At 66.7% G+C, this 26,303-nt stretch carries 23 protein-coding genes; 17 read left to right on the forward strand and 6 right to left on the reverse strand.

All coding sequences use genetic code 11. The annotated features are described in order from the left end of the window. Positions 1-22 precede the first annotated feature (22 nt). The 7 genes from ssd to ACSLGO_RS00895 all read left to right on the forward strand — a co-directional run bounded on the left by ssd (position 23) and on the right by ACSLGO_RS00895 (position 5,196). Positions 23-1,150 carry a septum site-determining protein Ssd gene (gene ssd / locus ACSLGO_RS00865; RefSeq protein ID WP_436399719.1) on the forward strand — a complete coding sequence of 376 codons (1,128 nt, stop codon included), beginning with the start codon at positions 23-25 and terminating at the stop codon, positions 1,148-1,150. Next, positions 1,147-2,352 carry a TadA family conjugal transfer-associated ATPase gene (locus ACSLGO_RS00870; RefSeq protein WP_377955255.1) on the forward strand — a complete coding sequence of 402 codons (1,206 nt, stop codon included), beginning with the start codon at positions 1,147-1,149 and terminating at the stop codon, positions 2,350-2,352. The genes ssd and ACSLGO_RS00870 overlap by 4 nt, the downstream gene beginning before the upstream one ends. Positions 2,353-2,425: 73 nt before the next feature. After that, positions 2,426-3,187, forward strand: a complete 762-nt coding sequence (locus ACSLGO_RS00875) for a type II secretion system F family protein (RefSeq protein ID WP_436399720.1) — start codon at positions 2,426-2,428, stop codon at positions 3,185-3,187. Positions 3,188-3,203: 16 nt separating this feature from the next. Continuing rightward, positions 3,204-3,854, forward strand: coding sequence for a type II secretion system F family protein (locus tag ACSLGO_RS00880; protein ID WP_436399721.1), 651 nt, complete (start codon positions 3,204-3,206; stop codon positions 3,852-3,854). A 204-nt stretch (positions 3,855-4,058) separates the two neighbouring features. Further along, entirely contained in the window at positions 4,059-4,457 is a 399-nt protein-coding gene (locus ACSLGO_RS00885; RefSeq protein ID WP_436399722.1) for a DUF4244 domain-containing protein, read from the forward strand. Continuing rightward, positions 4,454-4,813, forward strand: coding sequence for a TadE family type IV pilus minor pilin (locus ACSLGO_RS00890; protein ID WP_152273819.1), 360 nt, complete (start codon positions 4,454-4,456; stop codon positions 4,811-4,813). Before ACSLGO_RS00885 ends, ACSLGO_RS00890 begins: the two co-directional genes overlap by 4 nt. Beyond that, on the forward strand, positions 4,810-5,196 hold the full coding sequence (locus ACSLGO_RS00895; RefSeq protein WP_436399723.1) for an Rv3654c family TadE-like protein: 387 nt from the start codon (positions 4,810-4,812) through the stop codon (positions 5,194-5,196). The genes ACSLGO_RS00890 and ACSLGO_RS00895 overlap by 4 nt, the downstream gene beginning before the upstream one ends. Before the next feature lie 227 nt (positions 5,197-5,423). On the opposite strand, the gene ACSLGO_RS00900 is transcribed toward ACSLGO_RS00895, so the two are convergent. Both ACSLGO_RS00900 and ACSLGO_RS00905 read right to left on the reverse strand, forming a co-directional pair. Continuing rightward, positions 5,424-7,832 carry a DEAD/DEAH box helicase gene (locus ACSLGO_RS00900; protein WP_436399724.1) on the reverse strand — a complete coding sequence of 803 codons (2,409 nt, stop codon included), beginning with the start codon at positions 7,830-7,832 and terminating at the stop codon, positions 5,424-5,426. A gap of 69 nt (positions 7,833-7,901) precedes the next feature. Beyond that, complete coding sequence (locus ACSLGO_RS00905) at positions 7,902-8,552, reverse strand: GNAT family N-acetyltransferase (protein ID WP_091601986.1); 651 nt, start codon at positions 8,550-8,552, stop codon at positions 7,902-7,904. 83 nt (positions 8,553-8,635) lie between these two features. On the opposite strand from ACSLGO_RS00905, the gene trhO reads away from it, so the two are divergent. Beyond that, a complete protein-coding gene (gene trhO, locus ACSLGO_RS00910) occupies positions 8,636-9,529 on the forward strand; it encodes an oxygen-dependent tRNA uridine(34) hydroxylase TrhO (protein WP_263127635.1) in 894 nt (297 codons plus the stop codon). A gap of 63 nt (positions 9,530-9,592) precedes the next feature. Here the strand turns inward: trhO and ACSLGO_RS00915 are convergent, their stop codons facing one another. Next, positions 9,593-10,192, reverse strand: coding sequence for a TetR/AcrR family transcriptional regulator (locus tag ACSLGO_RS00915; protein ID WP_436399725.1), 600 nt, complete (start codon positions 10,190-10,192; stop codon positions 9,593-9,595). A 128-nt stretch (positions 10,193-10,320) separates the two neighbouring features. Between ACSLGO_RS00915 and ACSLGO_RS00920 the strand changes: the two genes are divergently transcribed. The 6 genes from ACSLGO_RS00920 (at position 10,321) to proC (ending at position 19,454) form a co-directional block, all read left to right on the forward strand. Beyond that, the gene (locus tag ACSLGO_RS00920; protein ID WP_325785908.1) at positions 10,321-11,778 is read left to right on the forward strand and encodes an MDR family MFS transporter; all 1,458 of its coding nucleotides are present in this window, start codon (positions 10,321-10,323) and stop codon (positions 11,776-11,778) included. Positions 11,779-11,906: 128 nt separating this feature from the next. Next, positions 11,907-13,559 (forward strand): DUF7059 domain-containing protein, encoded by a 1,653-nt coding sequence (locus ACSLGO_RS00925; RefSeq protein WP_436399726.1) that lies wholly within the window; start codon positions 11,907-11,909, stop codon positions 13,557-13,559. A gap of 155 nt (positions 13,560-13,714) precedes the next feature. Continuing rightward, positions 13,715-16,429 (forward strand): type I DNA topoisomerase, encoded by a 2,715-nt coding sequence (gene topA / locus ACSLGO_RS00930; protein ID WP_263127631.1) that lies wholly within the window; start codon positions 13,715-13,717, stop codon positions 16,427-16,429. 87 nt (positions 16,430-16,516) lie between these two features. Then, positions 16,517-17,551, forward strand: coding sequence for a Ppx/GppA phosphatase family protein (locus ACSLGO_RS00935; RefSeq protein ID WP_436399727.1), 1,035 nt, complete (start codon positions 16,517-16,519; stop codon positions 17,549-17,551). Then, entirely contained in the window at positions 17,548-18,381 is an 834-nt protein-coding gene (locus ACSLGO_RS00940; RefSeq protein ID WP_436399728.1) for a sugar phosphate isomerase/epimerase family protein, read from the forward strand. Before ACSLGO_RS00935 ends, ACSLGO_RS00940 begins: the two co-directional genes overlap by 4 nt. A 227-nt stretch (positions 18,382-18,608) precedes the next feature. Next, on the forward strand, positions 18,609-19,454 hold the full coding sequence (gene proC / locus ACSLGO_RS00945) for a pyrroline-5-carboxylate reductase (protein ID WP_263127630.1): 846 nt from the start codon (positions 18,609-18,611) through the stop codon (positions 19,452-19,454). 6 nt (positions 19,455-19,460) lie between these two features. Here the strand turns inward: proC and ACSLGO_RS00950 are convergent, their stop codons facing one another. Next, the gene (locus ACSLGO_RS00950) at positions 19,461-20,129 is read right to left on the reverse strand and encodes a potassium channel family protein (protein ID WP_091602010.1); all 669 of its coding nucleotides are present in this window, start codon (positions 20,127-20,129) and stop codon (positions 19,461-19,463) included. Further along, complete coding sequence (locus ACSLGO_RS00955) at positions 20,122-21,531, reverse strand: TrkH family potassium uptake protein (protein ID WP_152273812.1); 1,410 nt, start codon at positions 21,529-21,531, stop codon at positions 20,122-20,124. The genes ACSLGO_RS00950 and ACSLGO_RS00955 overlap by 8 nt, the downstream gene beginning before the upstream one ends. Positions 21,532-21,638: 107 nt before the next feature. Between ACSLGO_RS00955 and ACSLGO_RS00960 the strand changes: the two genes are divergently transcribed. The 3 genes from ACSLGO_RS00960 to gdhA all read left to right on the forward strand — a co-directional run bounded on the left by ACSLGO_RS00960 (position 21,639) and on the right by gdhA (position 24,879). Continuing rightward, entirely contained in the window at positions 21,639-22,847 is a 1,209-nt protein-coding gene (locus tag ACSLGO_RS00960) for an acetoin utilization protein AcuC (RefSeq protein ID WP_091602261.1), read from the forward strand. Between the two features lie 57 nt (positions 22,848-22,904). Continuing rightward, positions 22,905-23,450 (forward strand): ArsR/SmtB family transcription factor, encoded by a 546-nt coding sequence (locus ACSLGO_RS00965; RefSeq protein ID WP_091602016.1) that lies wholly within the window; start codon positions 22,905-22,907, stop codon positions 23,448-23,450. Positions 23,451-23,538: 88 nt separating this feature from the next. Further along, the gene (gene gdhA, locus ACSLGO_RS00970) at positions 23,539-24,879 is read left to right on the forward strand and encodes an NADP-specific glutamate dehydrogenase (protein WP_091602019.1); all 1,341 of its coding nucleotides are present in this window, start codon (positions 23,539-23,541) and stop codon (positions 24,877-24,879) included. Here gdhA and ACSLGO_RS00975 read toward each other — a convergent pair. Continuing rightward, a complete protein-coding gene (locus ACSLGO_RS00975; protein WP_436399729.1) occupies positions 24,876-26,111 on the reverse strand; it encodes an alpha-hydroxy acid oxidase in 1,236 nt (411 codons plus the stop codon). The two genes, gdhA and ACSLGO_RS00975, sit on opposite strands and share 4 nt — an antisense overlap. Positions 26,112-26,303 lie beyond the last annotated feature (192 nt).

A 26,303-nucleotide genomic window follows, 5' to 3' on the forward strand; every position in this document is an offset into this window, starting at 1 on the left:
CACCGGCCGGAAGGCTGAAGCCATGACGGAAACTCTCTCCTGGACCCCACCTGCCAGGCGGGTCCAGCTGGAACGGGCGTCCTCGGGCCAAACCGGCGGAGTGGACGCCGTCCTGGTGAGTCCCAGAAACCAGGCGCTCCAGGACGAAGTCGCGCGCATCGCCGTCGCTGCCGGCATCGCCCTTGGCACGGCAGAAACCGTTGCCGGTGCGCTGGCGCTCTCTCCCGGAATCCTGTTGCTGGACACCCACGCCCTGGAACGCGGAGGACGTGCGCTGGGAGGTTGCGGGGGCACGGAAACCATCTGTGTTGGTTTTGACGCTGATGAGCCCTGGCAGCAGTCTGCCCGGCACGGGGTGGATGGAGTAGCGGTGCTGCCGCAGGCCGGCGGCTGGCTGGCAGAACACCTCGCCCGGCGCAACAGCCCCACCGGACGCATCCTTGGCGTTGCAGGGGCCTTTGGTGGGATCGGCGGTTCAACACTGGCGTGCCTGCTGGCCCGGGAGGCAGCTGAGTCCGGGCTGCAGGTACTGCTCGCCGAGACGGGGTCAAGCAGCGGAGGCATCGAATACCGTGTGGGTGCGGCGGAAGCGGGCGGACTGCGCTGGCAGGATCTTGCCGGCGTTGAGGGGACGGTCAACCCCGTCCAGCTGGCGGCTGCACTCCCGGAGACCGGGCACTTCGCAGTGCTTGGGAACGCCGCCGGTGACCCCATTCCGGAAGGGCTGGAACATGAGGTCCAGCCTGCAGTCCTGCATGCGGCCCGTGCAGCCTTTGAACTGACCATCCTGGACCTGGGGGCCTCTCCGCCGCGGCACTCAAGGGCGCTGGAGCAGTGTGACGCACTGTTGGCCGTCGTCGGCGGCGGAACAGCCCGGCTGCTCGCTGCCAAATCCTGGTGGAGCGGTATGGGCTCCGGGGCGCCGCCGGCCTTCGCCGTAGTTCGGGGACCGCTCCCGGAGGGTATGGATGAGGCCCGGACAGCTGCGCTGCTGGGGATGGACCTGGCCGGTTACCTGCCCTGGGTGCGGGGGCTCGCCTCGGCTTCCGACGGCGGGCGCCTGTTGGACGCCAGGCGAAAACGGCTCCGCCGCGCTGTCCGCGGAATCCTGGCCGCGGCTGGCCCTTCAGCGGGATGGATTCAACCATGAACGGCGCGGGGCGGCGGGCACTTCGTCCGGTCCAGCGGACCGCTGACCGGCAATCCTACGCCGGCCTGGTCAACCAGATCCGGGAGGACGTCCTGGCAGGCGACGTCCCGGTCACCGGTGCACGGCTGGCCGCCGCGGTGCATGCCAGCGGCCGCCTGCTGGGATCGGACGGAGGTCTGCGCGCCGTTGACCGGGTCCACGCGGAGCTGCAGGGACTCGGACCGCTGCAGGGGCTGCTTCAACTACCGGGGCTGACAGACATCCTGGTCAACGGGCCACAGGAGGTATGGATAGACACCGGGGCCGGTCTCTCCCGGACCGAAGTCACTTTCTCCTCCGAGGCTGACCTGCAGGGACTGGCCGTCCGGCTCATCGCCGCCGGTGGCCGGCGCCTGGATGACTCAGCTCCATGCGCCGATGTTCAGCTTCGGGGGTGCCGCGTCCATGCAGTCCTGCCGCCTGTCTCCACGGGTTCCACCCTGCTGTCGATCCGGGTTCGGGCTGCGGACAGCTTCAGCCTGGACGAGCTGCAGGACGCAGGCATGATGGATGCGCAGTGTGCAGGCATCTTGCGGACCGTCGTTGCTTCCAGGCTGAACTTCCTGATTAGCGGTGCCACCGGCACGGGGAAAACCACACTGCTCTCCAGCCTCCTGTCCCTTTGCCAGCCGAATGAACGCCTGGTGCTGATCGAGGACGCCGCTGAACTTGCGCCCCTGCATCCTCACGTCGTCGGGATGCAGGCGAGGCACACCAACATTGAAGGCGCTGGATCAGTGGATTTGGCCCACCTGCTTCGCCAGGCCATGCGCATGCGTCCTGACCGGCTGGTTGTGGGGGAGTGCCGCGGGGCGGAAGTACGGGAACTCCTCGCGGCAATGAATACCGGCCACGACGGCGCCGGCGGAACCATCCACGCCAGCGCAGCCACCACTGTCCCGGCCCGGCTTGCTGCCCTTGGCGCGCTCGCCGGACTCAATGCGCGGGCGCTGGCCCTGCAGGCTGCCGGGGCCTTGGATGCTGTGATCCATCTGGAACGGGACGCGGACGGTCGCCGGGTTGCTGAAATTGCCGTGCTTGACTCAGCAGGCGACGGCGCGCTCGTTGCCCTGACAGCCCTGGACTGCCGTCCCGACAGCCCGGAACCCGGACCGGGCTGGGACAAACTGCAGGCACGGCTGGCCGCGAAGACCGAATGGTGACGGTGTGTACCCGGGAGTTCGCAGGTACCCGGTGCCGGTTGCTTCACCGGCACCCTCGTCTCCGGGCACAGTCGTGACTGGCCTGTGGGTCGCCGGCCTGCTGGCGGCTGCCTGGCTGCTGGCGCTCAAGAACCAAAGGGCAGGCGAACCGCTGCAGCGGAACCCGCTCCCAACGGGCGCTCCCTCGGCTGTTCCGAAAACTCATCCTCCTGTGGCTCGGCGGACCAGACAGAACAAGGTCACCGAGGACGAACTGCACCGCTTGCCGCTGCTGGTCCACCAGCTGGCCGGTCTTCTCGAAGCGGGCCGGACACCTGTCCAGCTGTGGGCTGACGCCGCCCGCCTGCAGCGGGATGCGGAGGCCGCGCTCCCGGGAAACCTCCTGTCACCAACCCTGGACCGGGCCGCGCGGGCAGCCCTGCTGGGGATGAGCCCGGTGCCCGTGCTGCGCCGGGCCGCGCGGGAAACCTCCGGCCTGCATGCCATGCTGTGGAGCGATCTGGCAGCGTGTGTGCAGGCAGCAGAGCGCAGCGGAGCGCCGCTGGCAGGAATCCTGGCACGCTACGCGCAGGGCCTGGAGGCAATTCTGGATTCCCGCGCGGCGAGGGCCTCGGCGCTTTCGGGGCCGCGGGCCACCGTCCGGCTTCTGACCTGGCTGCCGCTGGCTGGGCTGGGGCTCGGATTCCTGCTGGGAACCAACCCTCTGGCCGTACTGGCCCAAAGCCCGCTGGGATGGGCCGCAGCCGGAGCCGGTACGGTGCTCGGTCTGGCTGCGCGGTTCTGGTCCAGACGGCTGATAGTGCGCGCGGTACCGCCTGGGGAGGGGACCGGGTGACGTTCCGGATCGGGATATGACCGGCCTGTTCGTGGGACTCCTGCTCTGCCTCGCCGCCGCAGTCCTGTGGCAGGGACCTGTCACGATCGTGGTGCCCACGCCATCCGGCGGCTCGTTGCCGGCCGCATCCGGGCCGGCCGCCGGCGAGGCCGGCGCATCTGGACACGCTGCAGCCTCAGGCGGCGGGATGTCCGCACAGGCCGTGCCTGCTGGAATCCGTGACCCGGCCCTCATGCTGGATCTTTCTGCGGCCATGTTTTCCGCGGGACGGCCGCTGAGCACCGTCTTGCTGGTGCTTGGCGAGACCTCCGATCCACCGCTTCGTGCCATCCTGCGCCGGGTAGTGACGGCACTGGAGTTGGGAGCCGGATGGGAGCAGGCCTGGGAACTGGGGGCTAGGACAGGAGGGGAAAAGACGAAGGAAGCAGGGTCATCGGCCACGGTTCTCAGGGATGCCCTCGCTTTTGCCGCGTCCAGCGGTGCTCCATCGGCCGCCGTGCTTCATGCCCAGGCATCACAGATTCGCCGCCGCCGGACCCGGGAGGCGGAACGGCGTGCGGCAGCACTGGGGATCCAGCTTGTCGTGCCGCTGGGCCTCTGCGCCTTACCTGCATTTCTGTGTTTCACAGTGGTTCCGCTTCTGCTGGCGCTGCTGCCGCAGTTCTAGGGTTTTTGCTCCACCCATTCCGTGGCGGAGATTGTGGAGGAGTGCCTGCAGCAGAGGCGGTGCTCCTCCACAGGGCCGTGTGCGGAAGCTGTTTTCCCTAGCTGCGGACCCCTCGGTCTCCAGAAGACCCCGCGAGGGCAAGACTCGGTTCATGCCAACGGCCGCCGGTCCGCGGCGTTACCCACACAATCGAGGAGTCAAAGAATGTCATCCATGCAGCTCGAACCGATCGCATCCCCCGAGTCCCGCCGTCTGGCTGCAACTACCGGTGCCGGCAACGCCGGCCGCTCTCCCGGCGCTGATGCTCCGGACGATGCTCAGCACATGCCTGCGGCCGGCACCGGGGCAACGGTATCCGGGTCCGCCGCGCTACCGGATACACCGAATCAATCCGTTCCCCTGGCCAAGGTCTACCCGTTCCCGGACAGAAGGGGACACGAAATGACGGCGCAGGATAAGGAGGCGGGAATGGCGACCGCAGAGTACGCCATCGCTACCCTTGCCGCCGTCGCGTTCGCCGCGCTGCTCGTGGCGGTGCTCAGCAGCGGCGATGTCCGGGAGCTGCTCATGTCCCTGATTCGTGCCGCGCTCAGTTTCGGGTGAGCCCCGCACTCCGCCGGGAAACCGACCATGGTGCCGTCACAGCTGAACTGGCAGTGGCTATGCCTGCCGCGGCAATCGTCCTGGCTGCACTGCTGACCGGAGCAGCGGCTGGCCTGACCCAGCTGCGGCTCGAAGAAGCTGCCGGTGCTGCGGCCAGGCTCGCCATGCGCGGAGACATCGATGAGGCTTCCGCGGCCGTCAACCGCCTGGCCGGTGACGGGGCGGCGATGGAGATATCCGAGAGCGGGGACTGGATTCAAGTCCGCGTTGAATCCCCGCTTCGGGCACCGTTACTGGACCTGTTGCCCATCACACTCACTGCAGAAGCCTCGGCCCCGCGGGAGGATAACGAATGAACCCTGTCCGCCATGCTGCCCCGGCGGATGCTGGGGCGGGAACGGTCCTGATGCTCGGTATCGTGCTGGCGGCGATCACACTGGCGGTGGCCGCGGTACTCCTGGCATCCGCAGTGGTATCCGGAGCCAGGGCGGGTGCTGCAGCGAACCTTGCCGCGCTCGCGGGGGCAGATGCCCTGAGGGGGCTTCGCGGCGCCGACCCGTGCACACTCGCCGCTGCGGTAGCGGAACGAAACGAGGCCCGGTTGGAGCAGTGCGTCCCGGATCCGCAGGAGGGAACGGTGACCATCAGCGTGAGTACTGCGGCCGGGCTGCTTCCCTGGCCCGCAACCGCCGCTGCGCGCGCGGGACCGCCGCCGGGAAACCCCGCGGGACCACCATAGGGCAACTCGGGAGCAGGGAACTCTTCGGGGTCCACGGGCAACGGGTTGAACCGCCGGGGAAGCGGGCACGGCCGGGGAACGGGGCTGAACGGCCGGGCCGGGCCAGACCAGGCGGGGCCAGGCCGGGCGGGGCCAGGCCGGGCGGGGCCAGGCCGGGCGGGGCCAGGCCGGGCCGAGCCAGACCAGGCGGGGCCAGGCCGGGCGGGGCCGGACTGGTGCCGGTCGGTCTACGAACGGGTCCCGACCCGGCCCGGAACACGGTCTTCCCCGGGCCGGTTGCCGGACGAGGCTCCGGACCGGTCCGGGGAAACGCCGCTCGCCGGAGCATTCGCCAGCAGCACTTCGATCAGCGTGACGGCCCCCTTTTTGTCCAGCGGGTTGTTCTTGTTCCCGCATTTGGGGGACTGAACACAGGAGGGGCAACCGCCGTCGCACTCGCAGGCACGGATCGCATCCCGCGTCGCGGTCAACCAGATCGCGGCGGCCTCGTAGGCGCGCTCCGCGAATCCGGCACCGCCGGGATGCCCGTCGTACACGAAAATGGTCGGCTTGCCGGTGTCAGCGTGCAGGGCGGTGGAAACCCCGCCGATGTCCCAGCGGTCTGAGGTCGCCACAAGCGGCAGCATCCCGATCGAGGCATGTTCCGCAGCGTGCAGCGAACCGGGGAAGTCAGCTGCGGCCAGGCCGGCGCCCAGCAGCAGCTTCTCGTCAACGATGAACCATACGGCCTTCGTAAAGAGTTCCTTGGCCTCGAGCTCCAGCGGCTCCTCGCCCAGGATCTCGTTGGAAACGAGGGCCTTGCGCTGGAAGGAAACCACCTGCGTAGTCACCTTCACCGTTCCGAAGCACATCTGGACGTCGCCCCACTGCTCGGAACGTTCGGTTTCCATGACCTCGATCTGGGTGACATCCCGGGCCTGCGTATAGAACTCAGGGTTGGCCCGGGTGACCACGGCGCAGTGGTCTGCTTCGTTTAATTCCTCCACCAGGAAGGTCTGCCCCTGATGCACGTACACCGCACCGGTATGGGCCTGGTACTGGCTCTGGGCTCCGTCCATGGTTCCCAGCAGCGTGCCGGTCTCGGCCTCCACGATGTTGATCGGCCCGCCGCCGGCGGCCCGCAGGTTCACCATCGAGGCGGCACTTTCGGCATGCGTCCAGAACCACCCGGCCGGACGGCGGCGCAGGTACCCCTGCACCACCAGCGAATCCAGCAGGCCGGAGGCCGTCGGACCGAACATGTCCCGCTCCTCCGGCTTCAGCGGCAGTTCAGCCGCCGCCGCACACAGGTGCGGACCCAGGACGTACGGGTTGGAAGGGTCGAAGACCGTCGCCTCCACGGAAATGTCAAAGATCGCTTCCGGGTGATGTACCAGGTAGGTGTCCAGCGGATCGTCGCTGGCCACAAAGGCGGCCAGGGCATCCTGCCCGGACCGGCCGGCCCGGCCGATCTGCTGGAACAGGGACGCGCGGGTCCCGGGCCAACCGGCCACCAGCACGGCGTCCAGCCCGGAAATGTCGATGCCCAGTTCCAGCGCCGACGTGCTGGCAATACCCAAAAGCTGCCCGCTGCGCAGCTGGTTCTCCAGCGCCCGCCGCTCCTCCGGCAGGTACCCGGAGCGGTACGCGGCCACCCGGTCAGGAAGGGAAGGATGCACCTCGTCGAGCAGCCGCCGTGTGATGGTGGCAATGGTCTCAGCTCCCCGGCGGGACTTGATGAACGCAATTGTCCGTACTTGCGCGGAGACCAGGTTGGCCAGCAGGTCCGAGGTTTCGGCGATCACCGTCCGGCGCTCGCGGGCACCGTTCTCACCCTTGCCGTCCGTGAGCTGCGGCTCCCACAGCGCAACCGTCGTGGCGCCGTGCGGCGAATAGTCACGGGTGAACGCCTGCACCGCACTGCCAATCAGGCGGCCGAAGGACTGGGCTGGATCAGCGGAGGTGGCGGAGGCACCAATGAACACCGGGTCGGCGCCGTAATAGGCACAGATCCGGCGCAGCCGGCGCATCAGGTTGGCAACGTTGGACCCGAAGACGCCGCGGTAGCTGTGCGCTTCGTCGATGATCACGTACTTCAGGCGGCGGAAGAACCGTGCCCACCAGGCATGGTTCGGAAGCACCCCGAAATGAAGCATGTCAGGGTTCGCCAGCACCATATTGGCGTGGTCCCGGATCCAGCGGCGGGCACCCGGGTCCGTATCGCCGTCGTACGTTTCGGCACGCAGCGTCGGCAGGTGCAGGGCATTGAGGGCGGCCAGCTGGTCAGCAGCCAGCGCCTTGGTGGGGGAGAGATACAAGGCCACGGACCCGGTGGGCTCCAGCGAAATCCGGTCATCGAGAGCGGTCCGGTGGATCTCATCCAGGACCGGCAGCTGGTAGGCCAGCGACTTGCCGGACGCGGTGCCGGTGGAAATGATGGTGTGCCGTCCGGAATGGGCGCAGTCTGCGACCTCGGCCTGGTGCTGCCAGGGCGAATGCACACCCAGCCTCGCGTAGGCCTCAACCAGGTCCGGGTGAACCCAGTCCGGCCAGGGGGAGGTCTTGGCCTCCCGCGCCGGAATCCGGTGGGTGTGGACCAGCTGCTCCGGGTCGGCTCCGCCGCCGAGCAGCGGGATCAGGGAATCGGAAATGGCCACGCCGCCATTGTCCCACCGGTACGTGCACGTTCGGCACACGGGCACCGCGGGGTCCGCGGCGGGCGAAATCTACAGCCGCGGCTCGAACATCATGACGCTGGCCAGGGACTCCCAGCCCAGGTACCGGTACAGCCCAAGGCCGGTTTCGGGAGAAATCAGCAGCCCCGTGTCTGCGTCGTGCTCCAGGGCGAGCGCCGTCAGTGCCCGCATCACGTAACTGCCCAGCCCCTGCCGGCGGAAATGCCGGTCCGTGTAGATCTGGTCATAAACCGCGAACCCGTCCACCACCGCCACATGCCCCCGCGCAGCCGGTGTCTCGCCGGAATCCACTTCCACCCGTCCGCCGGAGGAACCGCGGAGAGTCCTGACACTGAACCCGTCCGGAGGCAGCGGGTCTTCAACGTCCTGGCCCTCCATCGGCAGCATCATGAAGACCTCATCCGTGGACCGGACGGTCAGCCCGTAGACGTTGGCCGCACCGTAGAGTTCGGACACCCTCGACGTCACGATCGTGAACAGCCGCCCCGCACCCTGCCGCGCCGAATTCGCCAGGGCGGCGAACTCGTCATGAGAGGGCTCCAGCGCGAAGTACTCCCAGTCATTGGTCTTGTCATGCAGGAACGCGGCCGGGAAACGGCCCTCGTGGCGCGTCTGATACCCCCTGGCGCTGGCCCACCCGCTCACCCAGGTCTCAAGGAGTTCGTCGGTTAGTCCGTTCATGCGGAAACACTAGCCTGCTGCCCCTGCCCGCGGGAGGGCCGCTGCGCAAATCAGGATTTCGCCTCCCGGTCTACCCTTAATACGTGGCCATGAATCGAATTGCTCTCTACTACGCTTTCACCCCCCTCCCGGATCCCGAAGCGGTCCGGCTCTGGCAGCGCGCCCTGTGCGAAAAGCTCGGACTGCGCGGCCGCATCCTGATTTCCAAGGACGGCATCAACGGGACCGTCGGCGGTGAACTCGGCGCGGTCAAGGCCTACGTAAAGGCCACTCGCGAGTACCCCGCCTTTAAGAAGATGGACATCAAGTACTCCGAAGGCTCTGCCGAGGACTTCCCCCGGCTCAGCGTGAAGGTCCGCCCCGAAATCGTGAGTTTCGGTGCGCCCGGGGAGCTGAAGGTGGATGAGAACGGCGTGTTGGGCGGCGGCACCCATCTGCGGCCCGAGGAAGTGCATGAGCTGGTGGAAGCAAAGAAGGCGGCAGGGGAGGACGTGGTGTTCTTCGACGGACGCAACGCCTTCGAAGCCCAGATCGGCAAGTTCAAGGGCGCTGTGGTTCCGGACGTATCCACCACTCACGACTTCATCAAAGAACTTGAATCAGGCAAGTATGACGACCTGAAGGACAAGCCGGTGGTCACTTACTGCACCGGCGGTGTGCGCTGTGAAGTGCTGTCCGCACTGATGGTGAACCGCGGCTTCTCCGAGGTGTACCAGATGAAGGGCGGAATCGTCCGCTATGGCGAGACGTTCGGGGACAAGGGTCTCTGGGAAGGCTCGCTCTACGTCTTCGACAAGCGGATGCACATGGAATTCACTGACGACGCCGCCACCATCGGTGAGTGTGCCCGGTGCCATGCGCCCACCAGCAAGTTCGAGAACTGCTCCAACCCGTCCTGCCGGAAGCTGACGCTGTACTGTGCCGAATGCGCTGCGGATCCGGCGACGCTGCGCTGCCCGGACGGCTGCGAAGACTAGTACAGCCCCCGGGAAGCGGCATCCGCTTTCCAGCAGCACACGGGGCGCTGCCTCCCGGCGGGGCTACCGGCCGAATGCCTCCGGTGCGGTGATGACGGACAAGCCCTGTACCGCCTGCTCGAACAGGTTGGCCGGATTCGAGGTGCGGCCTGCGCTCTCCTCCCGCGCAAAGCACTGCCACGCCACCCGCCAGGTGCAGGCAATCAGCTCCGCTGCGAGCTGTGCCTGCATCCGGGTCAGCGCCGCGCGTTCCGTCAGTGCGCTGCTCACTGCGTCCACCAGATGCATCTCCTGGCGGGAGACGGCCTGGAGCAACCGGGGCTCACGCAGCAGGAGACGTGAGATCCGCTTGAACTGAACCTGTTCCACCTCGTAGGCGAACTGCTGCCGGCAGGCGTCGATCAGCTCGCACAGGATCTCCGCCGGGGACGCTCCCGGGACGAGCTCCCGGGAGAGCAGCGCGTCCAGGAGCTCGCCCTGACCCGGAACGGCGGCGGATTCCTTCGAGTCGTAGTAGCGGAAGAACGTCCGCTCCGAAACCCCGGCGCGCTCTGCGATGCTGGCTACCGTGGTGGACTCCACGCCCGCCGTTTCCAACAGGTCCAGCGTGGCCTGCTGGATCTGCCGCCTCGTTGCGGCCTTGTGGTCGTCTCGTTTTCCCACGTGTTCCAGCTTTCGTCGGAGGGCCGCCACTGAAATATCTTCTGTCACAGTATGCCAGTTTGTTTAGAATAATCTGTCAGTCTGTGACAGTATTTTCCGGTTCACGTCCCACAGAAACCGAGGAATCCTTGACTTCCGAAAGCCCTGCCGCCGAGCACAAAGCGGCACCCGCAGCACCTCCGCGTCCGGACCTGCCTACCCGTCAGCTGACCGGCATCATCGGCGCACTGGCCCTGGCCGCGTTCCTGATGATCCTGAATGAGACCGTCCTCTCGGTGGCCCTTCCCTCGATCATGGCGGACCTGGACGTCACGGCGTCCGCAGGCCAGTGGCTGACCACCGGCTTCCTGCTCACTGTTTCGGTAGTCATCCCCACCACGGGATTCCTGCTCCAGCGGTTCACCACCCGGAGCCTGTTCATCTTTGCGCTGGCCAGCTTCCTGACCGGAACCGCCCTGGCCGTCTTCGCCCCCACCTTCGCCGTGCTGCTCATCGCCCGGATCATCCAGGCCGTCGGCACCGCCATTGTGCTTCCGCTGCTGATGACTACCACGCTGACCCTGGTTCCGCTGCACAAGCGCGGCACCATCATGGGCCTGAATTCTATTGTCATCTCGGTAGGGCCGGCTGTCGGCCCCACTGTCTCCGGAGCAATCGTGAATGCACTGAGCTGGCACTGGATCTTCGTGCTGATGATTCCCCTTGCCGTGGCAATCCTGCTGCTGGGAATCATCTTCATTAAGCTGCCCTCCCAGACCCGCCGCCTGCCTGTCGACGTTCCCTCCGTCATTCTTTCCGCCCTGGCGTTCGGCTTCCTGGTTTATGCCATCTCAAGCCTTGAACATGCCTCCGACAACCTCCTCCTGGTCTCCGCCAGCGTCGTCGTCGGGGCCGGGGCCCTGGTGCTGTTCATCCGGCGCCAGGTCCGCCTGGCCCGGACCGGACGGGAACTGCTGAACCTGGCACCGTTCCGGAACCGGAACTTCCGCCTCAGCGTGGTCATGATCATGATCGCCATGGGCACGCTGCTGGGCACCGTCATGATTGTGCCGATCCTGCTCCAGACCGGCCGCGGCCTGGACACCCTGACCATTGGCATGATGCTCCTGCCCGGCGGCCTGGTGCAGGCCGCCGTCGGTCCCGTCTTTGGCCGGGTCTTCGACCGCTTTGGTCCGCGTCCCGTCCTCATCCCCGGTGCGGCCATGCTGGCGCTGGGACAGTGGCTGTACGTCAGCGTCACCCCGGAGTCCCCGCTCTGGATGTTCACCGTTTCCCATGTTGTATTCAGCATTGGGCTGGCGATGCTGATGACCGGGCTGCTGTCCTCGGCCCTGGCCACAGTGGAACCCCGGCTCTACGGCCACGGCTCGGCCATCTTCAACACCGGCCAGCAGCTGGGTGGTGCAATTGGCACCACCATCTTTGTGACCGTGCTGTCCATGCTCTCGGCAAGCCGACTCGAGGAGGGGACCGCGCTGGCGGATTCTCTGTTCGCCGGTGCGCACACAGCGTTCATCATCGGAGCGCTGCTGGCCACGGCCAGCCTCGTCCTGGCGCCCTTCATTCGCATCCCCCGCCGCGCCTAGACACACCTGCCCCACAAATCGAGATGGCAGAAACTGCCCGTATGAGCGCTCATACGGGCAGTTTCTGCCATCTCGATGGGGGAGAGGACGTGGTGAGGTGGCAGGAAGCCGGAACCTAGACTGGACTGGTGACGAATTTCTCCCGCGTTCCGGGCACACCCCAGAGTTCAAACCTCGCGCTGCTGGCCGACCTCGCCGCCGACCTCACGGACGCGGGCTACACGGTGGACGGTGTCGCAGCCTTCCTGGGGAAGGAAGCCAGTGCTGCGCTGTCCCGGGACCAGCTGGTTCCTGCCATGCTCGCCTGCCGGGCAGCGGCCGACGGCGGCACTCCGGAACCGGTGGCAGCTGCGGTAGCGCTGTGGCTGGTGGGCTCCTCCGTTCCGGCACAGCAGGTCCGGGACGCCTTCCCCCGGACCGGTGCCGAGGGACTGCTGGAGCTCGGGCTCGCCGAGAAGGACGCCCCGGACATGCTCCGCGCCAGGGTGGATCTGCGGCCCTACGAGTTCGACGCCGCGACCAGCGAAAGCGGCCCCGAAGACACCGGGGAAGCCCCGGAACAGGCCGGCGGCACCCACCTCTGGGTGGCCAGCGACCTCGGCGCCCATCAGCGCCCCGGCGTCCTGCCGCACGGCCACGTGCTGGGCATCGGGCAGGCCTCCCTGTCCCTGGCCCAGCTGAGCATCACTACTCCGGTGGACCGTGCGCTGGACCTGGGGACCGGCTGCGGAATCCAGGTTTTCCACCTGCTGGGCCACGCCCGGCACGTCACCGCCACGGACATTTCCGAGCGTGCCCTGGGCTTCACCCGGTTCAACCTCGTGCTGAACGCGCCCGCGCTTGGACTGGACCCGGAACACCCGGAGCAGCGCGTGGACCTGCGGCTCGGCAGCATGCTTGAACCGGTGGCAGGGGAGCGCTTCGACCAGGTGGTTTCAAATCCGCCGTTCGTGATCACCCCCCGCGTGTCCGGCGAGGACGAGGAGGGCCGCTTTACCTACCGGGACGGCGGACTTCCCGGAGACCAGATTGTTTCCGGGCTCTTCCGGAACCTCGAATCCGTGCTGGCTCCCGGCGGCATCGCACAGATGCTGGGGAATTGGGAGATCCAGGGCGACGCGGACGAGAAGGATGCCTGGAGCGAAAGGCTTCGCTCCTGGCTGCCGGAGGGGATGGACGCCTGGGTTATCCAGCGGGAAGTGCTCAGCCCGGCCGAGTACGCGGAAATGTGGCTCCGGGACGCGGCGGAGAACCGGGACCGGAACGAGTACGCGGCCTCCTATGCCGCGTACCTGGCCGATTTCGCCTCCCGCGGAACCACCGGAATCGGCTTCGGCTCGGTGTGGATGCGCCGGCGGAAAAATCCGCAGGCCGCGCCGCTGCGCCGGTTCGAGGAAATTACCCACCCGCTCGAGTCCCCGCTCGCCCCGCACCTGGCCGCCGCCGTCGGGCGTTTTGACTGGGTCCAGGCGCACCCGGACCTGGGCGCCGAACACCTGGTAGTGGCCGACGACGTCACCGAGGAGCGCCATGCGCGCCCCGGAGCCGAGCACCCCGGCGTGATCCTGCTGCGCCAGGGCGCCGGCCTGCGGAGGACCAACCTGATGAGCACCGAACTGACCGGCTTTGTGTCAGCGTGCGACGGCGATCTCCCCGCCGGGGCGATCATCGCGGCGCTGGGTTCGCTGCTGGGCCGGGATGATCCGGAGTTTGCCGCCGGGCTGGAAGATGAGGTCCGCAACCTGGTCCTGGACGGGTTCCTCCTTCCGGCTGAACCGTAACCGAGCGCACGGCTAAATTGGTCCGGGTCCGCCCGCAGGTGCAGTTATGGTTACCCTTGTGCTTGGGGTTTCCCCATACTGTCTAAGGATGAGCGGGCATGCGGTGCAGCACGCGCCCTCATCCGTATTGATCCACCCCCGTACGTAGGAGAACAGTGCCAGTTAAGGCAACGGACAAGTCGACCGGCAAGAAGAAGCTGGTAATTGTCGAGTCACCGGCCAAGGGCAAGACCATCGCCGGGTATCTTGGCGAGGGCTTCGAGGTCACGGCGTCGATGGGTCATATCCGTGACCTCCCGCAGCCCTCGGACCTTCCCGCCGAGCTCAAGAAGAGTTCGCTGGGGAAGTTCGCCGTTGACCTGGATAAGGACTTCGAGCCCTACTACGTGGTCTCCACGGACAAGAAAAAGAAGGTTGCGGAACTCAAGGCCGCCCTCAAGGACGCCGACGAACTCTACCTCGCAACTGACGGTGACCGCGAAGGCGAAGCCATCGCGTGGCACCTGCTCCAGGTGCTTAAGCCCAAGGTTCCCGTCCACCGCCTGACCTTCCCCGAAATCACCAAGGAAGCGATCCAGCGCGCGCTGCAGGAAATGCGCGACATCGACATCTCCATGGTTGATGCACAGGAAACCCGCCGCATCCTGGACCGCCTTTACGGCTACGAGATCTCCCCCGTGCTCTGGCGCAAGGTAGCCCGCGGACTCTCCGCCGGACGCGTCCAGTCCGTGGCAACCCGACTTGTCGTCGAGCGCGAACGCGAGCGCATGGCGTTCCGTTCCGCGTCCTACTGGGACCTGCTCGGCACGTTCTCCACCGCCTCCTCTGAGTCCTTCAAGGCCCGCCTGACCTCGGTCGACGGCGCCCGGATCGCTACCGGCAAGGACTTCACGGACCGCGGCGAACTCAAGTCCAAGAACGTCACGCACCTGGATGAAGCGGCAGCCCTGTCCCTCGCCGAAGGCCTGCAGTCGGCGTCGTTCACTGTCCGTTCCCTGGAAACCAAGCCGTACACCCGCCGCCCGGCAGCCCCGTTCACCACCTCCACGCTGCAGCAGGAAGCCAGCCGCAAGCTGCGCTTCTCTTCCCGCGTGACCATGCAGGTTGCACAGCGCCTGTATGAAAACGGCTACATCACCTATATGCGTACGGACTCCTCCGCGCTGTCGGACCAGGCCATCAACGCGGCCCGCCGCCAGGCCTCGGAACTGTACGGACCCGAGTACGTGCCCGAAGCGCGCCGCGTCTACAAGGGCAAGTCCAAGAACGCGCAGGAAGCCCACGAGGCAATCCGCCCCGCCGGCGACTCCTTCCGCACTCCGGCGCAGGTTGCCTCCTCGCTGCGCGGGGACGAGTTCAAGCTCTACGAACTGATCTGGAAGCGCACAGTCGCCTCGCAGATGGCGGACGCCAAGGGCTCGACGGCGTCAGTCAAGCTCGGTGCCGTGTCGGCAGACGGGCGCGACGCCGAATTCTCGGCTTCCGGCACCGTCATCACGTTCCGCGGCTTCATGGCCGCCTATGAAGAAGGCCACGACGCCACCCGCGACGAGGACGAGGGATCCGAAGGCGGACGCCTGCCCATCCTGAAGAAGGACGATCCACTCAGCGCAGCGGACCTGGCAGCCAGCGGCCACGAGACCTCCCCGCCGCCGCGCTTCACCGAAGCTTCGCTGGTGAAGACGCTCGAAGAGCTGGGAATTGGACGCCCGTCCACGTACGCCGCCACGATCTCCACGATCATGGACCGCGGCTACGTCACGCAGCGCGGCCAGGCCCTGGTGCCCAGCTGGATCGCGTTCTCCGTGGTCCGGCTGCTGGAGGAGCACTTCACCGACTACGTGGACTATGACTTCACCGCCGAGATGGAAGAGGACCTGGACCGCATTGCCCGCGGCGAAGCCGGCCGGGTGGAATGGCTGAACCAGTTCTATTACGGAGACCGGAAAGACACCGGCCTGCACACCATCGTCAACGACCTCGGTGAAATCGACGCACGCGCGGTGAACTCCATTGAAATCGCGGACGGAATCGTGCTGCGCGTGGGCAAGTTCGGCCCGTACCTGGAGCGCCCGCTGCCCGCGGACGCCCCGGAAGGCACCGAACCGGACCGCGCCAATGTACCCGAAGACCTTGCCCCGGATGAGCTGACCGCCGAGAAGGCAGTTGAGCTGATGAACAGCGCCGGCCCCGAGGAGCGGGTGCTGGGCGAGGATCCCGAGACCGGGCGCACCATCGTGGCGCGCAACGGACGCTACGGCCCGTACGTCATCGAAATCATCCCGGAGCCCACGGCAGAGGAACTGGCGAACCAGCCGGTGGAGTACTACAAGAACGGCAAGCCCAAGCCGCCGAAGAAGCCTGCCAAGATCAAGCCGCGCACGGGTTCGCTGTTCAAGTCCATGAGCGTTGACACCGTCACCCTGGAAGAGGCCCTGAAGCTGATGCGGCTGCCGCGCGTGCTGGGTACCGACGCCGAGGGGAACGAAATCACGGTACAAAACGGCCGGTTCGGCCCGTACCTGAAGAAGGGCACTGACTCCCGGTCGATCGGCTCCGAAGAGGAGATCTTCACGATCACCCTGGAGCAGGCACTGGAGATCTACTCCCAGCCCAAGCAGCGCGGCGGCCGGCAGGCTGCGGCTCCGCTGGCCGAGTTCGGTACCGATCCCGTCTCCGAGAAGCCGGTAGTGGTGAAGGACGGCCGGTTTGGTCCCTACATCACCGACGGCATTACGAACATCACCGTTCCGCGGTCCATGGCCATTGAGGAACTCACCCGGGAACGGGCGCTCGAACTGCTCGCCGAGAAGCGCGAAAAGGGCCCGGCCAAGAAGCCGGTCCGCAAGCGCGCCGCGGCCAAGAAGTAAGACGGTGCCGGCCGCCGCGCACATTCTTCGGACCCCTGCACGGGGGGCCGGAAAGGTGCGCGGCCGGTACAGCCGCATAATGGGATCATGCGACTAGGAGTCCTGGACGTCGGGTCCAACACGGTGCATCTGCTGCTGGTGGATGCACACCCGGGCGCGCGCCCGGTTCCGTTCGCATCCCATAAACGGCCCCTGCAGCTGGTAGCCCACCTGGATGCCGAAGGGGCAATTACGGCCGAGGGCCAGCGCCTCCTGGCAGATTTCGTGGCCGAGGCCCGCGACTTCGCCCTCCGCCACCACGCGCAGGACATGCTCGCCTTCACCACCTCCGCCATCCGCGAATCCGCAAACGGCCAGCATGTACTGGACTTCGTGGAACGTGAAACTGCCGTGGTGCTCAGGGAGCTCAGCGGCCGGCAGGAAGCTTCCATGACGTACCTCGCGGTCCGCCGCTGGTTCGGCTGGGGCGCCGGCACCCTGCTGGACCTGGACATCGGCGGCGGTTCCTTTGAAATGGCGCAGGGGCACGACGAACTGCCCGACGTCGCTGTCTCAGTGCCGCTTGGCGCCGGACGGCTCACCCGAGACTGGCTGCACGGCGACCCGCCCGGACCGGCCGCGGTGCAGGCCCTGCGCAGCTACATTCGGGACGTGGTGCAGGACGCCGCGGAGGAATTCAGGGAGTACGGCGCCCCGCACGTAGCTGCGGGTACCTCCAAGACGTTCCGGTCCCTGGCCCGCCTCACCGGTGCTGCGCCGTCGGCCGCAGGCCCGTACGTTCGGCGCAGGCTCCGCCGAGCGGACCTCACCGCCATGATCCCCCGGCTGGCCGGAATGACCGCCGCCCAGCGCGCGGAACTCGACGGCGTCTCCGCCCTGCGTGCGCCGCAGGTCCTCGCGGGCGCACTGGTAGCGGAAGCAGCGATGGAAGCCTTCAGCATCAAGTCCCTGCGGATCTGCCCCTGGGCGCTTCGCGAGGGACTCATCCTGCAGCGTTTCGACACGCTGCACTTCGAAACAGCGGGCCGGCTCCCGGCTGGCTCCCACATCCTCCCGCCGGAACCGGCCGGGGCCCTGGTCCTGGCTGCGGCCGGCGAACCGAACGGAAGTGCACCACTATGACTCTGACCTCCCCCCAGAACTTGCAGCCCGCGGCCAACCTGCCGCAGATTCCCGTGGCGCTGTCCAGTTCGTCCGTCTACCCGCTGTCTGTGCATGACACGTTCGCCGTGGCACATGACCTGGGTTACGACGGCGTGGAAGTGATGGTCACCGGCAGCCAGATCAGCCGCAACCCGGAGACCATCCGCAGCCTGATTGAGCGGTACCAGATGCCGGTGCTCGCCATCCACGCGCCAACCCTGCTGCTGACGCAGCAGGTCTGGGGAAAGGCCTGGACCAAGATCGAACTGTCCGCCGCTATGGCCGCCGAAGTCGGCGCCACCACCGTGGTGGCCCACCCGCCGTTCCGCTGGCAGTCCGGTTACGCGGAGAACTTCGCTGAAGGTGTCCGGCGCATCTCGGAGGAGTACGGCGTGACCATCGCCGTGGAGAACATGTATCCGTGGCGGGTCCGGGGCCGGGAAGCGAAGGCCTACCTTCCGCACTGGAACCCGCTGCCGGAGCCCTATGAGCACGTGACCTGGGACTTCTCCCACGCCGCCATCGCCGGCATGGACTCCTATGAGGAGATTCGCAAGCTCGGCACCCGGCTGAGCCACGTGCACCTTACCGACGGAACGCCCAACGGCAAGGACGAACACCTGCTGCCGGGGGAGGGCACCCAGCGCTGCGCCGAAACGCTGCAGTACCTCTCCGAAATCGGGTACACCGGCACCGTGGCGATTGAAGTCAGCACCCGCAAGGCCAAGGAAGCGGGGGAACGGGAAGAGATGCTCCGGCAGACCCTTGAGTTCGCCCGCGTGAACCTGAACCAGGTGCTGGACGAATAACCGCTTAAACGAGTGAGTGCCGGCGGTCAGACGCGGACGGTTGGGGGAAAACGTCCGCGGATCGCCGGCACCACCGGGCCGGGAAACCGGCCCTTCATCACTCGCACCTCCAAGAGGCACTTACTACGCTAGGCATCGAAGTTGTGCGCAGGCACAGAACAGCCTGAATTTATGCTTTAAATTCCCGTATTCGATGCCCTGCAGCGCGCCGTGACAGAATCAGGTGCATGCAGAATCTACCCCGACTTTCCTTCCTGGGCTGCGGCTCCATGAACGAGGCAATCCTCGGCGGCATCCTGGCCGGAGGCTTCCCGGCAGAACTCATTACCGCCACCGTTCGGCGGGCCGAACGCGCGGCTGAGCTGCGGGAACGCCACGGCATCACTGTGCTTGCCGAGTCCGAGGACACCGCCGCCAACCGCACCGCCGCCGAATCCGCGGACGTCCTCATTGTCGGGGTGAAGCCCGTTGGCGTTAGGGCCATGCTCGAGGGGATAGCCGCCGTGCTCCGTCCGGAAGCCGTCGTCGTCAGTGTTGCGGCGGCGGTCCCGCTGGAGCTGATGGAGGCTGCCCTGCCTGCCGGCGCCCAGGTGATCCGCACCATGCCCAACACCCCCGCGAAACTGGGCCGCGGGGTCACCGCCCTGGCGGCGGGTTCGGCTGCCACACCTGAATCCGTGGACCTGGTGACGAACCTGCTCTCAGGCACCGGGCGGATAGTGGAGGTCCGTGAGGACCAGATCAACGCGGTCGGTTCCGTCAGCGGTTCCGGCCCGGCGTACGCCTTTTACCTGGCCGAGGCAATGGCGAGGGCCGGCGCGGACCTGGGCCTGGACCCGGAACTGTCCGCCCTGCTGGCCGCCGAAACCATCGCCGGAGCAGGTGCCATGCTGGCCGAACCGGGAGCGGACGCCACAGCCCTGCGGAAGGCCGTCACCAGCCCCAACGGGACCACGCAGGCGGCGATCGGCGTCTTCGACGCCCAAGGACTGCCGGGGATTATTGCTGCCGGCATGCAGGCCGCGGCGGACCGCTCGGCAGAGATCACTGCCGAGCTCAGCGCCTCCCGGTAACCGGCACTAGGGCCTGGACGCGAAGCGTTCCAGCAGGTCTACGTGACCGGAGACGATCAGCACGTCCCGGCTGGAGACCTTGGTGTCAGCCTGCGCGTACGTGAAATCCTCGCCGGGGGACTTCACCCCCACCACGGTGACCCCGTACTTCGAGCGGACGTTGGATTCCCGCAGGGTGAAACCCTGGGTCTCCTTGGGCGGGTACATCTTCACAATCGCGAAGTCGTCGTCGAACTCGATGAAGTCCAGCATCCGCCCGCCCACCAGGTGGGCGGCGCGCTGCCCGGCGTCCGCTTCGGGGTAGATCACGTGGTTCGCGCCGATCCGGGTGAGGATCTTTCCATGCGCCGGAGTAATAGCCTTGACCCACAGGTGTTCAATGCCCAGGTCCACCAGGTTCACGGTGATGAGCACGCTGGACTCGATGGACGTGCCCACGCCCACGACGGCGGCAGAAAAGTCCTGCGCGCCAAGCTGCTTGAGGGCGTCGATGTTGGTGGCGTCCGCCTGCACCACGTGCGTGAGCTTGCCGGAGGCCTTCTGCACCAGGTCCGGGTCCCGTTCGATGGCCAGGACTTCGCGGCCCTGCTTCACCAGCTGTTCGGCGGTGGCGGAGCCAAAGCGGCCCAGCCCAATCACCAGGACGGGGGCGTTATGCGGGGGTCTCTCAGCCAATGATGGGCCTTTCTTCGGGGTAGTGGTACAGCGGTTTGCGCTGGCGCAGGGCCAGCGCCGCGGCCAGCGTGATGGTTCCGACGCGGCCGGCGAACATCAGCCCGGCCAGGATGTATTTGCCCGACGGCGGCAGCTCGGGACTGAGCCCGATGCTCAGGCCCACGGTGGCGAACGCGGAGATCACTTCGAACAGTACCGGCTGGAGGGTTTCCTCCGTGACGACCAGCAGTCCGATCGTGGCCACTGCCACCATGGTGGCGCCCAGGATCACCACAGAGATAGCTACCCGCAGCGCTCCGGCTGGAATGTTCCGCCCGAAGGCCCGTACATCGGTATCGCCGCGCGCCTCCGCGATGATGGCCAGGAAGATCACGGCGATGGTGGTGACCTTGATGCCGCCGGCGGTGGACGCTGAGCCGCCGCCGGCGAACATCAGCATGTCCGTGATGAGCAGGGTTGAAGCGTCCTGGTCTGCCATGTCGACGAGGTTGAAACCGCCGGAGCGCATCATCACGGAAGCGAACACGGCATGCAGGATCTTCTCGCCGACGCCCATGCCGGCGATCGTGCGCTCGTTGAACCACTCAAACAGGGCCCACAGCACTGAACCGGCAGCCAGCAGGATCAGCGAGACCAGCACGGTGAGCTTGGTGTGCAGGTTCCACCTCCGGGTCCGCAACCGGCTTTGCAGCAGCACCATGATCACCGGGAAGCCCAGGCTGCCGGTGAAGACGCCGGCCATGATGGGGATCAGCACCCACAGATCGTTTTCGTACGGCACCAGGCCGTCCGAGTGCGGCGTAAACCCGGCATTGTTGAAGGAAGAGATGGAGTAGAAGAGGGCGTGCCAAATGGCCTGGCCCGGAGACTCGCCCAGGATCATGAACCGTGGCGCGAGCACGGCAGCCAGAGCGAGTTCGATGAGGACGGTGGTGCTCACCACGATCCGCAGCAGGTTGCCTACCTCGCCCAGGCGGCCGGTGTTCATTCCTTCCTGCGCGATCAGCTTGCCGCGGACGCCCAGGCGGCGGTTCACGGCAAGCGCCAGCAGCGACGCCATGGTCAGGATGCCCAGGCCGCCTACCTGGATGGCAATCAGGATGAGGACCTGGCCAAAACCGGACCAGTACGTGGCCGTGGACACCACGGTCAGCCCGGTGACGCACACGGCGGAGACCGCGGTGAACAGCGCGTCGTGCAGGGCCGTGGCCTCGCCGGAGGAGGACGCAATGGGCAGCGCCAGCAGGGCGGTGAACACCAGGATCACCAGCGAGAAGACAATCAGTGCGAGCCGGGCCGGGGACGAACTGGCTACTGCGTCAATGAAGTCCCGGCCTGCGACGATGAAGCCGAGGGGACGGCGCTGCCGCGTCTGCAGCGTGGGCTGCGGTTGGGATGCCATGGGTCGAAAAGTCCAGTTCTGTGCGCGGGGTCCTGCCAAGTAGTAAACCACTTAACCGGGCGTCCGGCGGTGCAGGCCGCCCGGGGCGGATCGCGTAGCCTGTGAGCATGACGAGTACCGGGCTGGGCCTTCCCGCTGTGCCGACGCACATCGTGTGGGACGAATCGCTGCTGGCGTACAACTTCGGCTCCACACATCCCATGAGCCCGCTGCGGCTGGACCTGACCGCCCGCCTGGCGAAGGAGCTGGGAATTTTCGACCTTCCGCAGGTGACGCTGGGAGCCCCGTACGTCGCCGAGGACCGTCAGCTGGAGCGGATCCATGACCCCGCCTACGTCGCAGCGGTGCGGGAAATCAGCCGGAATCCCCAGACCTCCAATGCTCCCCTTGGCCTCGGTACGGAAGACGATCCGGCGTTCGAGGGGATGCACGAGGCCAGTGCCCGGCTCGTGGGAGGCTCCCTGGCAGCGGCCGAGGCGGTGCTCTCCGGGAGGGCACGCCACGCAGTGAACTTCGCCGGGGGAATGCACCATGCGTTTGCCGGAAAGGCTGCCGGTTTCTGCATCTACAACGACGCCGCTGCCGCCGTCGCGCGTTTCCTGGACGCCGGCTACACCCGGGTCCTCTACATCGACGTGGATGCGCACCACGGGGACGGCACCCAGTCCATCTTCTGGAACGATCCCCGGGTCATGACCATCTCAATCCACGAAACCGGAATCTCGCTCTTTCCCGGAACCGGGTTCGCCAACGAATCCGGCGGGCCGGACGCGCCGGGCACCGCCGTGAACGTTGCCCTGCCTCCCGGCACCCGGGACGCCGGGTGGCTGCGTGCCTTCCACGCCGTCGTACCCCAGCTGGCAGCCGCCTTTGCGCCGGAAATCATCATCAGCCAGCACGGCTGCGACGGTCACCGCGATGACCCGCTCTCCAACCTGCGCGTATCCGTGGACACGCAGCGGCAGGCAGCGCTGAGCATTTCCGGACTGGCGGACCAGTTCTGCGAGGGGCGCTGGATCGCCACCGGCGGCGGCGGATACAACGTTGCCAGCGTGGTGCCTCGGTCCTGGTCCCTGCTGCTGGCTGTGGCCGCGAATACCCGGATGCCGCTGACCACCCCCGTGCCCCAGCCCTGGCGCGAATACGTCCGCGAACGGCACGGAATCGACACCCCTACCGAGATGGGGGACGGGGTGGATATGTGGTGGCGTTCCTGGGAGGTCGGCTATGACCCGAATGACGACATTGACCGGACAGTCATGGCCACCCGCCGGGAAGTCTTCCCGCTGCACGGACTGGATCCCTGGTTCGACTGACCGGCCCGACGGCTGCCGAAACAGGGGCAGCACAGATATGCCGCTAAGGTAATGCCTATGGTCATTGACGATGTTTTCGCTGTCATAGCAGAGGGAACCCGGCGGGAGATCCTGGGCGCGCTGCGCTGCGGCGACAAGTCCGTAGGGGAACTGGTCCAGGAACTGGAGGTCAGCCAGCCCACGGTATCCAAGCACCTGAAGGTCCTCCGCGAAGCCGGACTGGTGGATATGCGCGCCGAAGGCCAGCGCCGCTACTACTCGCTGAAGACCGGCCCACTCGACGAAGTAGTACTATGGCTAAGCGCATTTGATCTGCCATCACTCACAGCCGCCCAGGCCACCACACCTCGTCTGGCAGGCGTCGCCGCCGGACACAGCAGCGAAGCCCGCGGCCGTTCCCTGTTTGCCGGGCTTCCCGGCACAACACGGCAAACCACTGCTGCAGCAGCCGCGGCCAAGATGCCCTCCGGTGCCGCCGAAACCCCGGCAGCAGCAGTCGATGCCAGTGTCCAGCAGCAGCTGGGCCGAACTGTAGGCCGCGCCGCGGAACGCGCAGCCGATCTGTTGGGAGCTCTGCCCAAGTTCCGCCGGCGCCGCCCGTAGGCGGCTCCCCAACCCGGTCCTGGATCGCTTCCCGGCGCTGACCGGTCTAGCGTAGTAAGCGGGTGGGGGCATCGATAAGGAGCAACACATGGACGCAACACTCACACGCGTGCGCGACGAAGTTTTCCGCCGCAATCCCGGCGAAACTGAATTCCACCAGGCAGTCGTCGAAGTCTTCGATTCCCTGGAGCCGGTGCTGCGCAAGCACCCCGAGTTCGGTGAAGCCGCCATCCTGCAGCGGATCTGCGAGCCGGAGCGCCAAATCATCTTCCGCGTCCCGTGGGTGGACGACCAGGGCCATGTTCGCATCAACCGCGGCTTCCGCGTTGAGTTCAACTCCGCACTCGGCCCGTACAAGGGCGGCCTGCGCTTCCACCCCAGCGTCTATCTGGGCATCGTCAAGTTCCTCGGTTTCGAGCAGATTTTCAAGAATGCCCTGACCGGCATGCCCATCGGCGGCGGCAAGGGTGGCTCCGACTTCGACCCGCGCGGAAAGTCCGATGCCGAAGTCATGCGTTTCTGCCAGTCCTTCATGACCGAGCTGTACCGGCACATCGGTGAATACACGGACGTGCCCGCCGGTGACATCGGCGTGGGCGGCCGGGAAATCGGTTACCTCTTCGGCCAGTACAAGCGGATCACCAACCGCTACGAGTCCGGTGTCCTCACCGGCAAGGGCGTCAGCTGGGGCGGCTCGCTGGTGCGCCCCGAGGCGACCGGCTACGGCGTCGTGATGTTCGTCGAGGAGATGCTCAAGACCCGCGGACTGAGCCTGGACGGGCAGCGCGTCATTGTCTCCGGCTCCGGAAACGTGGCCATCAACGCGATCGCCAAGGCCCAGGCCCTGGGCGGCAAGGTTGTGGCGTGTTCCGATTCCTCCGGCTATGTGGTGGACGAGGCAGGAATCGACGTCGAACTGCTGCGCCAGATCAAGGAATACGAGCGCGGACGCATCTCCGAGTATGCCCAGCGCCGCGGCGGCAACACCTCCTTCGTAGCCGGCGGTTCCGTGTGGGACGCCGGAGCCAACGTGGCCCTGCCCTGCGCGACGCAGAACGAACTGAACGACGACGACGCAGCCTCGCTGCTGAAGTCCGGCGTCGTGGCCGTGGCAGAGGGCGCAAACATGCCCTGCACCCCCAAGGCCATTGAAGTCTTCCAGGAAGCCGGCGTGCTCTTCGGTCCGGGCAAGGCAGCGAACGCCGGCGGCGTTGCTACCTCAGCCCTGGAAATGCAGCAGAACGCCAGCCGCGACTCCTGGTCCTTCGAGCACACCGAGCAGCGGCTGAGCCAGATCATGGTCAATATCCACGACCGCTGCGCCGCCACTGCGGACGAGTACGGAGCTCCGGGGAACTACGTGGTGGGCGCCAACATCGGCGGCTTTGTCAAGGTTGCCGACGCGATGCTGGCCCTCGGCGTCATCTAGCGCGCAGTACCCAGCCGGACGTGGTCCGGTGTCAGTTCGCCGACGCCGGCCACGCCCATCAGTGCCATGGTCCGGGCTGCCTGGGAAGCCAGGATGCCGATGCTGCGGTCCACGCCCGCCCACCCTCCGGCCATCAGCCCGTAGAGGTAGGCCCGGCCAATGAGGGTGAAGTCCGCGCCCAGTGCCAGCGCGGCAACAATGTCCCCGCCGCTCATGATCCCGGTGTCCAGGATGATGCTGGTCTTCCCCTTCAGCACGGCGGCGACCTCCGGAAGCAGCTGCAGCGGAATGGGCGCACGGTCCAGCTGGCGGCCGCCGTGGTTGGAGAGCACGATTCCGTCCGCTCCGTGGTCCACCGCGCGCCGTGCATCCTCAAGGGTCTGGACGCCCTTGACCACGAGGTTCCCTTTCCAGACGCTGCGGAGCCAGTCCAGGTCCTCATAGGTCAGGGTCGGGTCGAACATTGAGTTGATGAGCTCCGCCACGGTTCCGGAGTACCGGTTCAATGAAGCGAAGGACAGCGGTTCGTGGGTTAGGAAATTGAACCACCAGGCTGGCCGGTAGGAGGCATCCAGCACGGTCTTCAGCGTCAGCGCCGGAGGAATCGTCATGCCGTTGCGCACATCCCGCAGCCGTTCACCGGCCACCGCAGTGTCCACGGTCACCATCAGGGTGTCGAATCCGGCAGCCGCAGCCCTGGTGATGAGTTCCAGGGACCTGTCCCGGTCCGTCCAGAGGTAGAGCTGGAACCAGTTCCTGCCGCCGGGCGCCGCGGCGGCAACGTCCTCGATGGAAGCCGTTCCCATAGTGGAGAGCGTGTACGGGATGCCAGCCGCCGCTGCAGCCTGTGAACCGGCGTACTCGCCTTCCGACTGCATCATGCGGGTGAAGCCCGTGGGCGCGATGCCGAAGGGCAGGGCAGACGGCCGGCCAAGCACTGAGGTGGACAGGTCCACCGTCTCGACGTTCCGCAGCACTCCGGGACGGAACTGCAGGTCTGCGAAGGCCTCCCGTGCCCGCCGCAGGGTGATCTCCGCCTCGGCTGCGCCGTCCGTGTAGTCGAAGGGAGCCTTGGGGGTGCGCCTCTTGGCCATGTCCCGCAGATCCCAGATGGTGCTGGCGCGCTGCAGCCTGGCAGCGGTTCCAAGCTGCGGCTTCTTGAACTGCATGAGGGGAGCCAGATCCTGTACACGGGGAATCCGGCGGGTCAGGGCCCGGGGTTTGGAGGTCACCAAAAACTCGCTTTCACTGCTGGCTGTTCTTGGCACCCGAGCCTACGCCGTCAGCGGCGGGACACACGTCACAAATAAAGATTGTGAACACGGGAACTTGCGGTGCTTCCGGAACCGGCCTACGGTCTTACCCATGACTAACCGTTGGTATGCGTATTTTTCGTTGGCTCTGGAGGAGCCCGCGCGATAATA

Origin of the sequence: Arthrobacter sp. IK3 (assembly GCF_051337705.1) — a bacterium.
Classification (GTDB): Bacteria; Actinomycetota; Actinomycetes; order Actinomycetales; family Micrococcaceae; genus Arthrobacter_B; species Arthrobacter_B koreensis.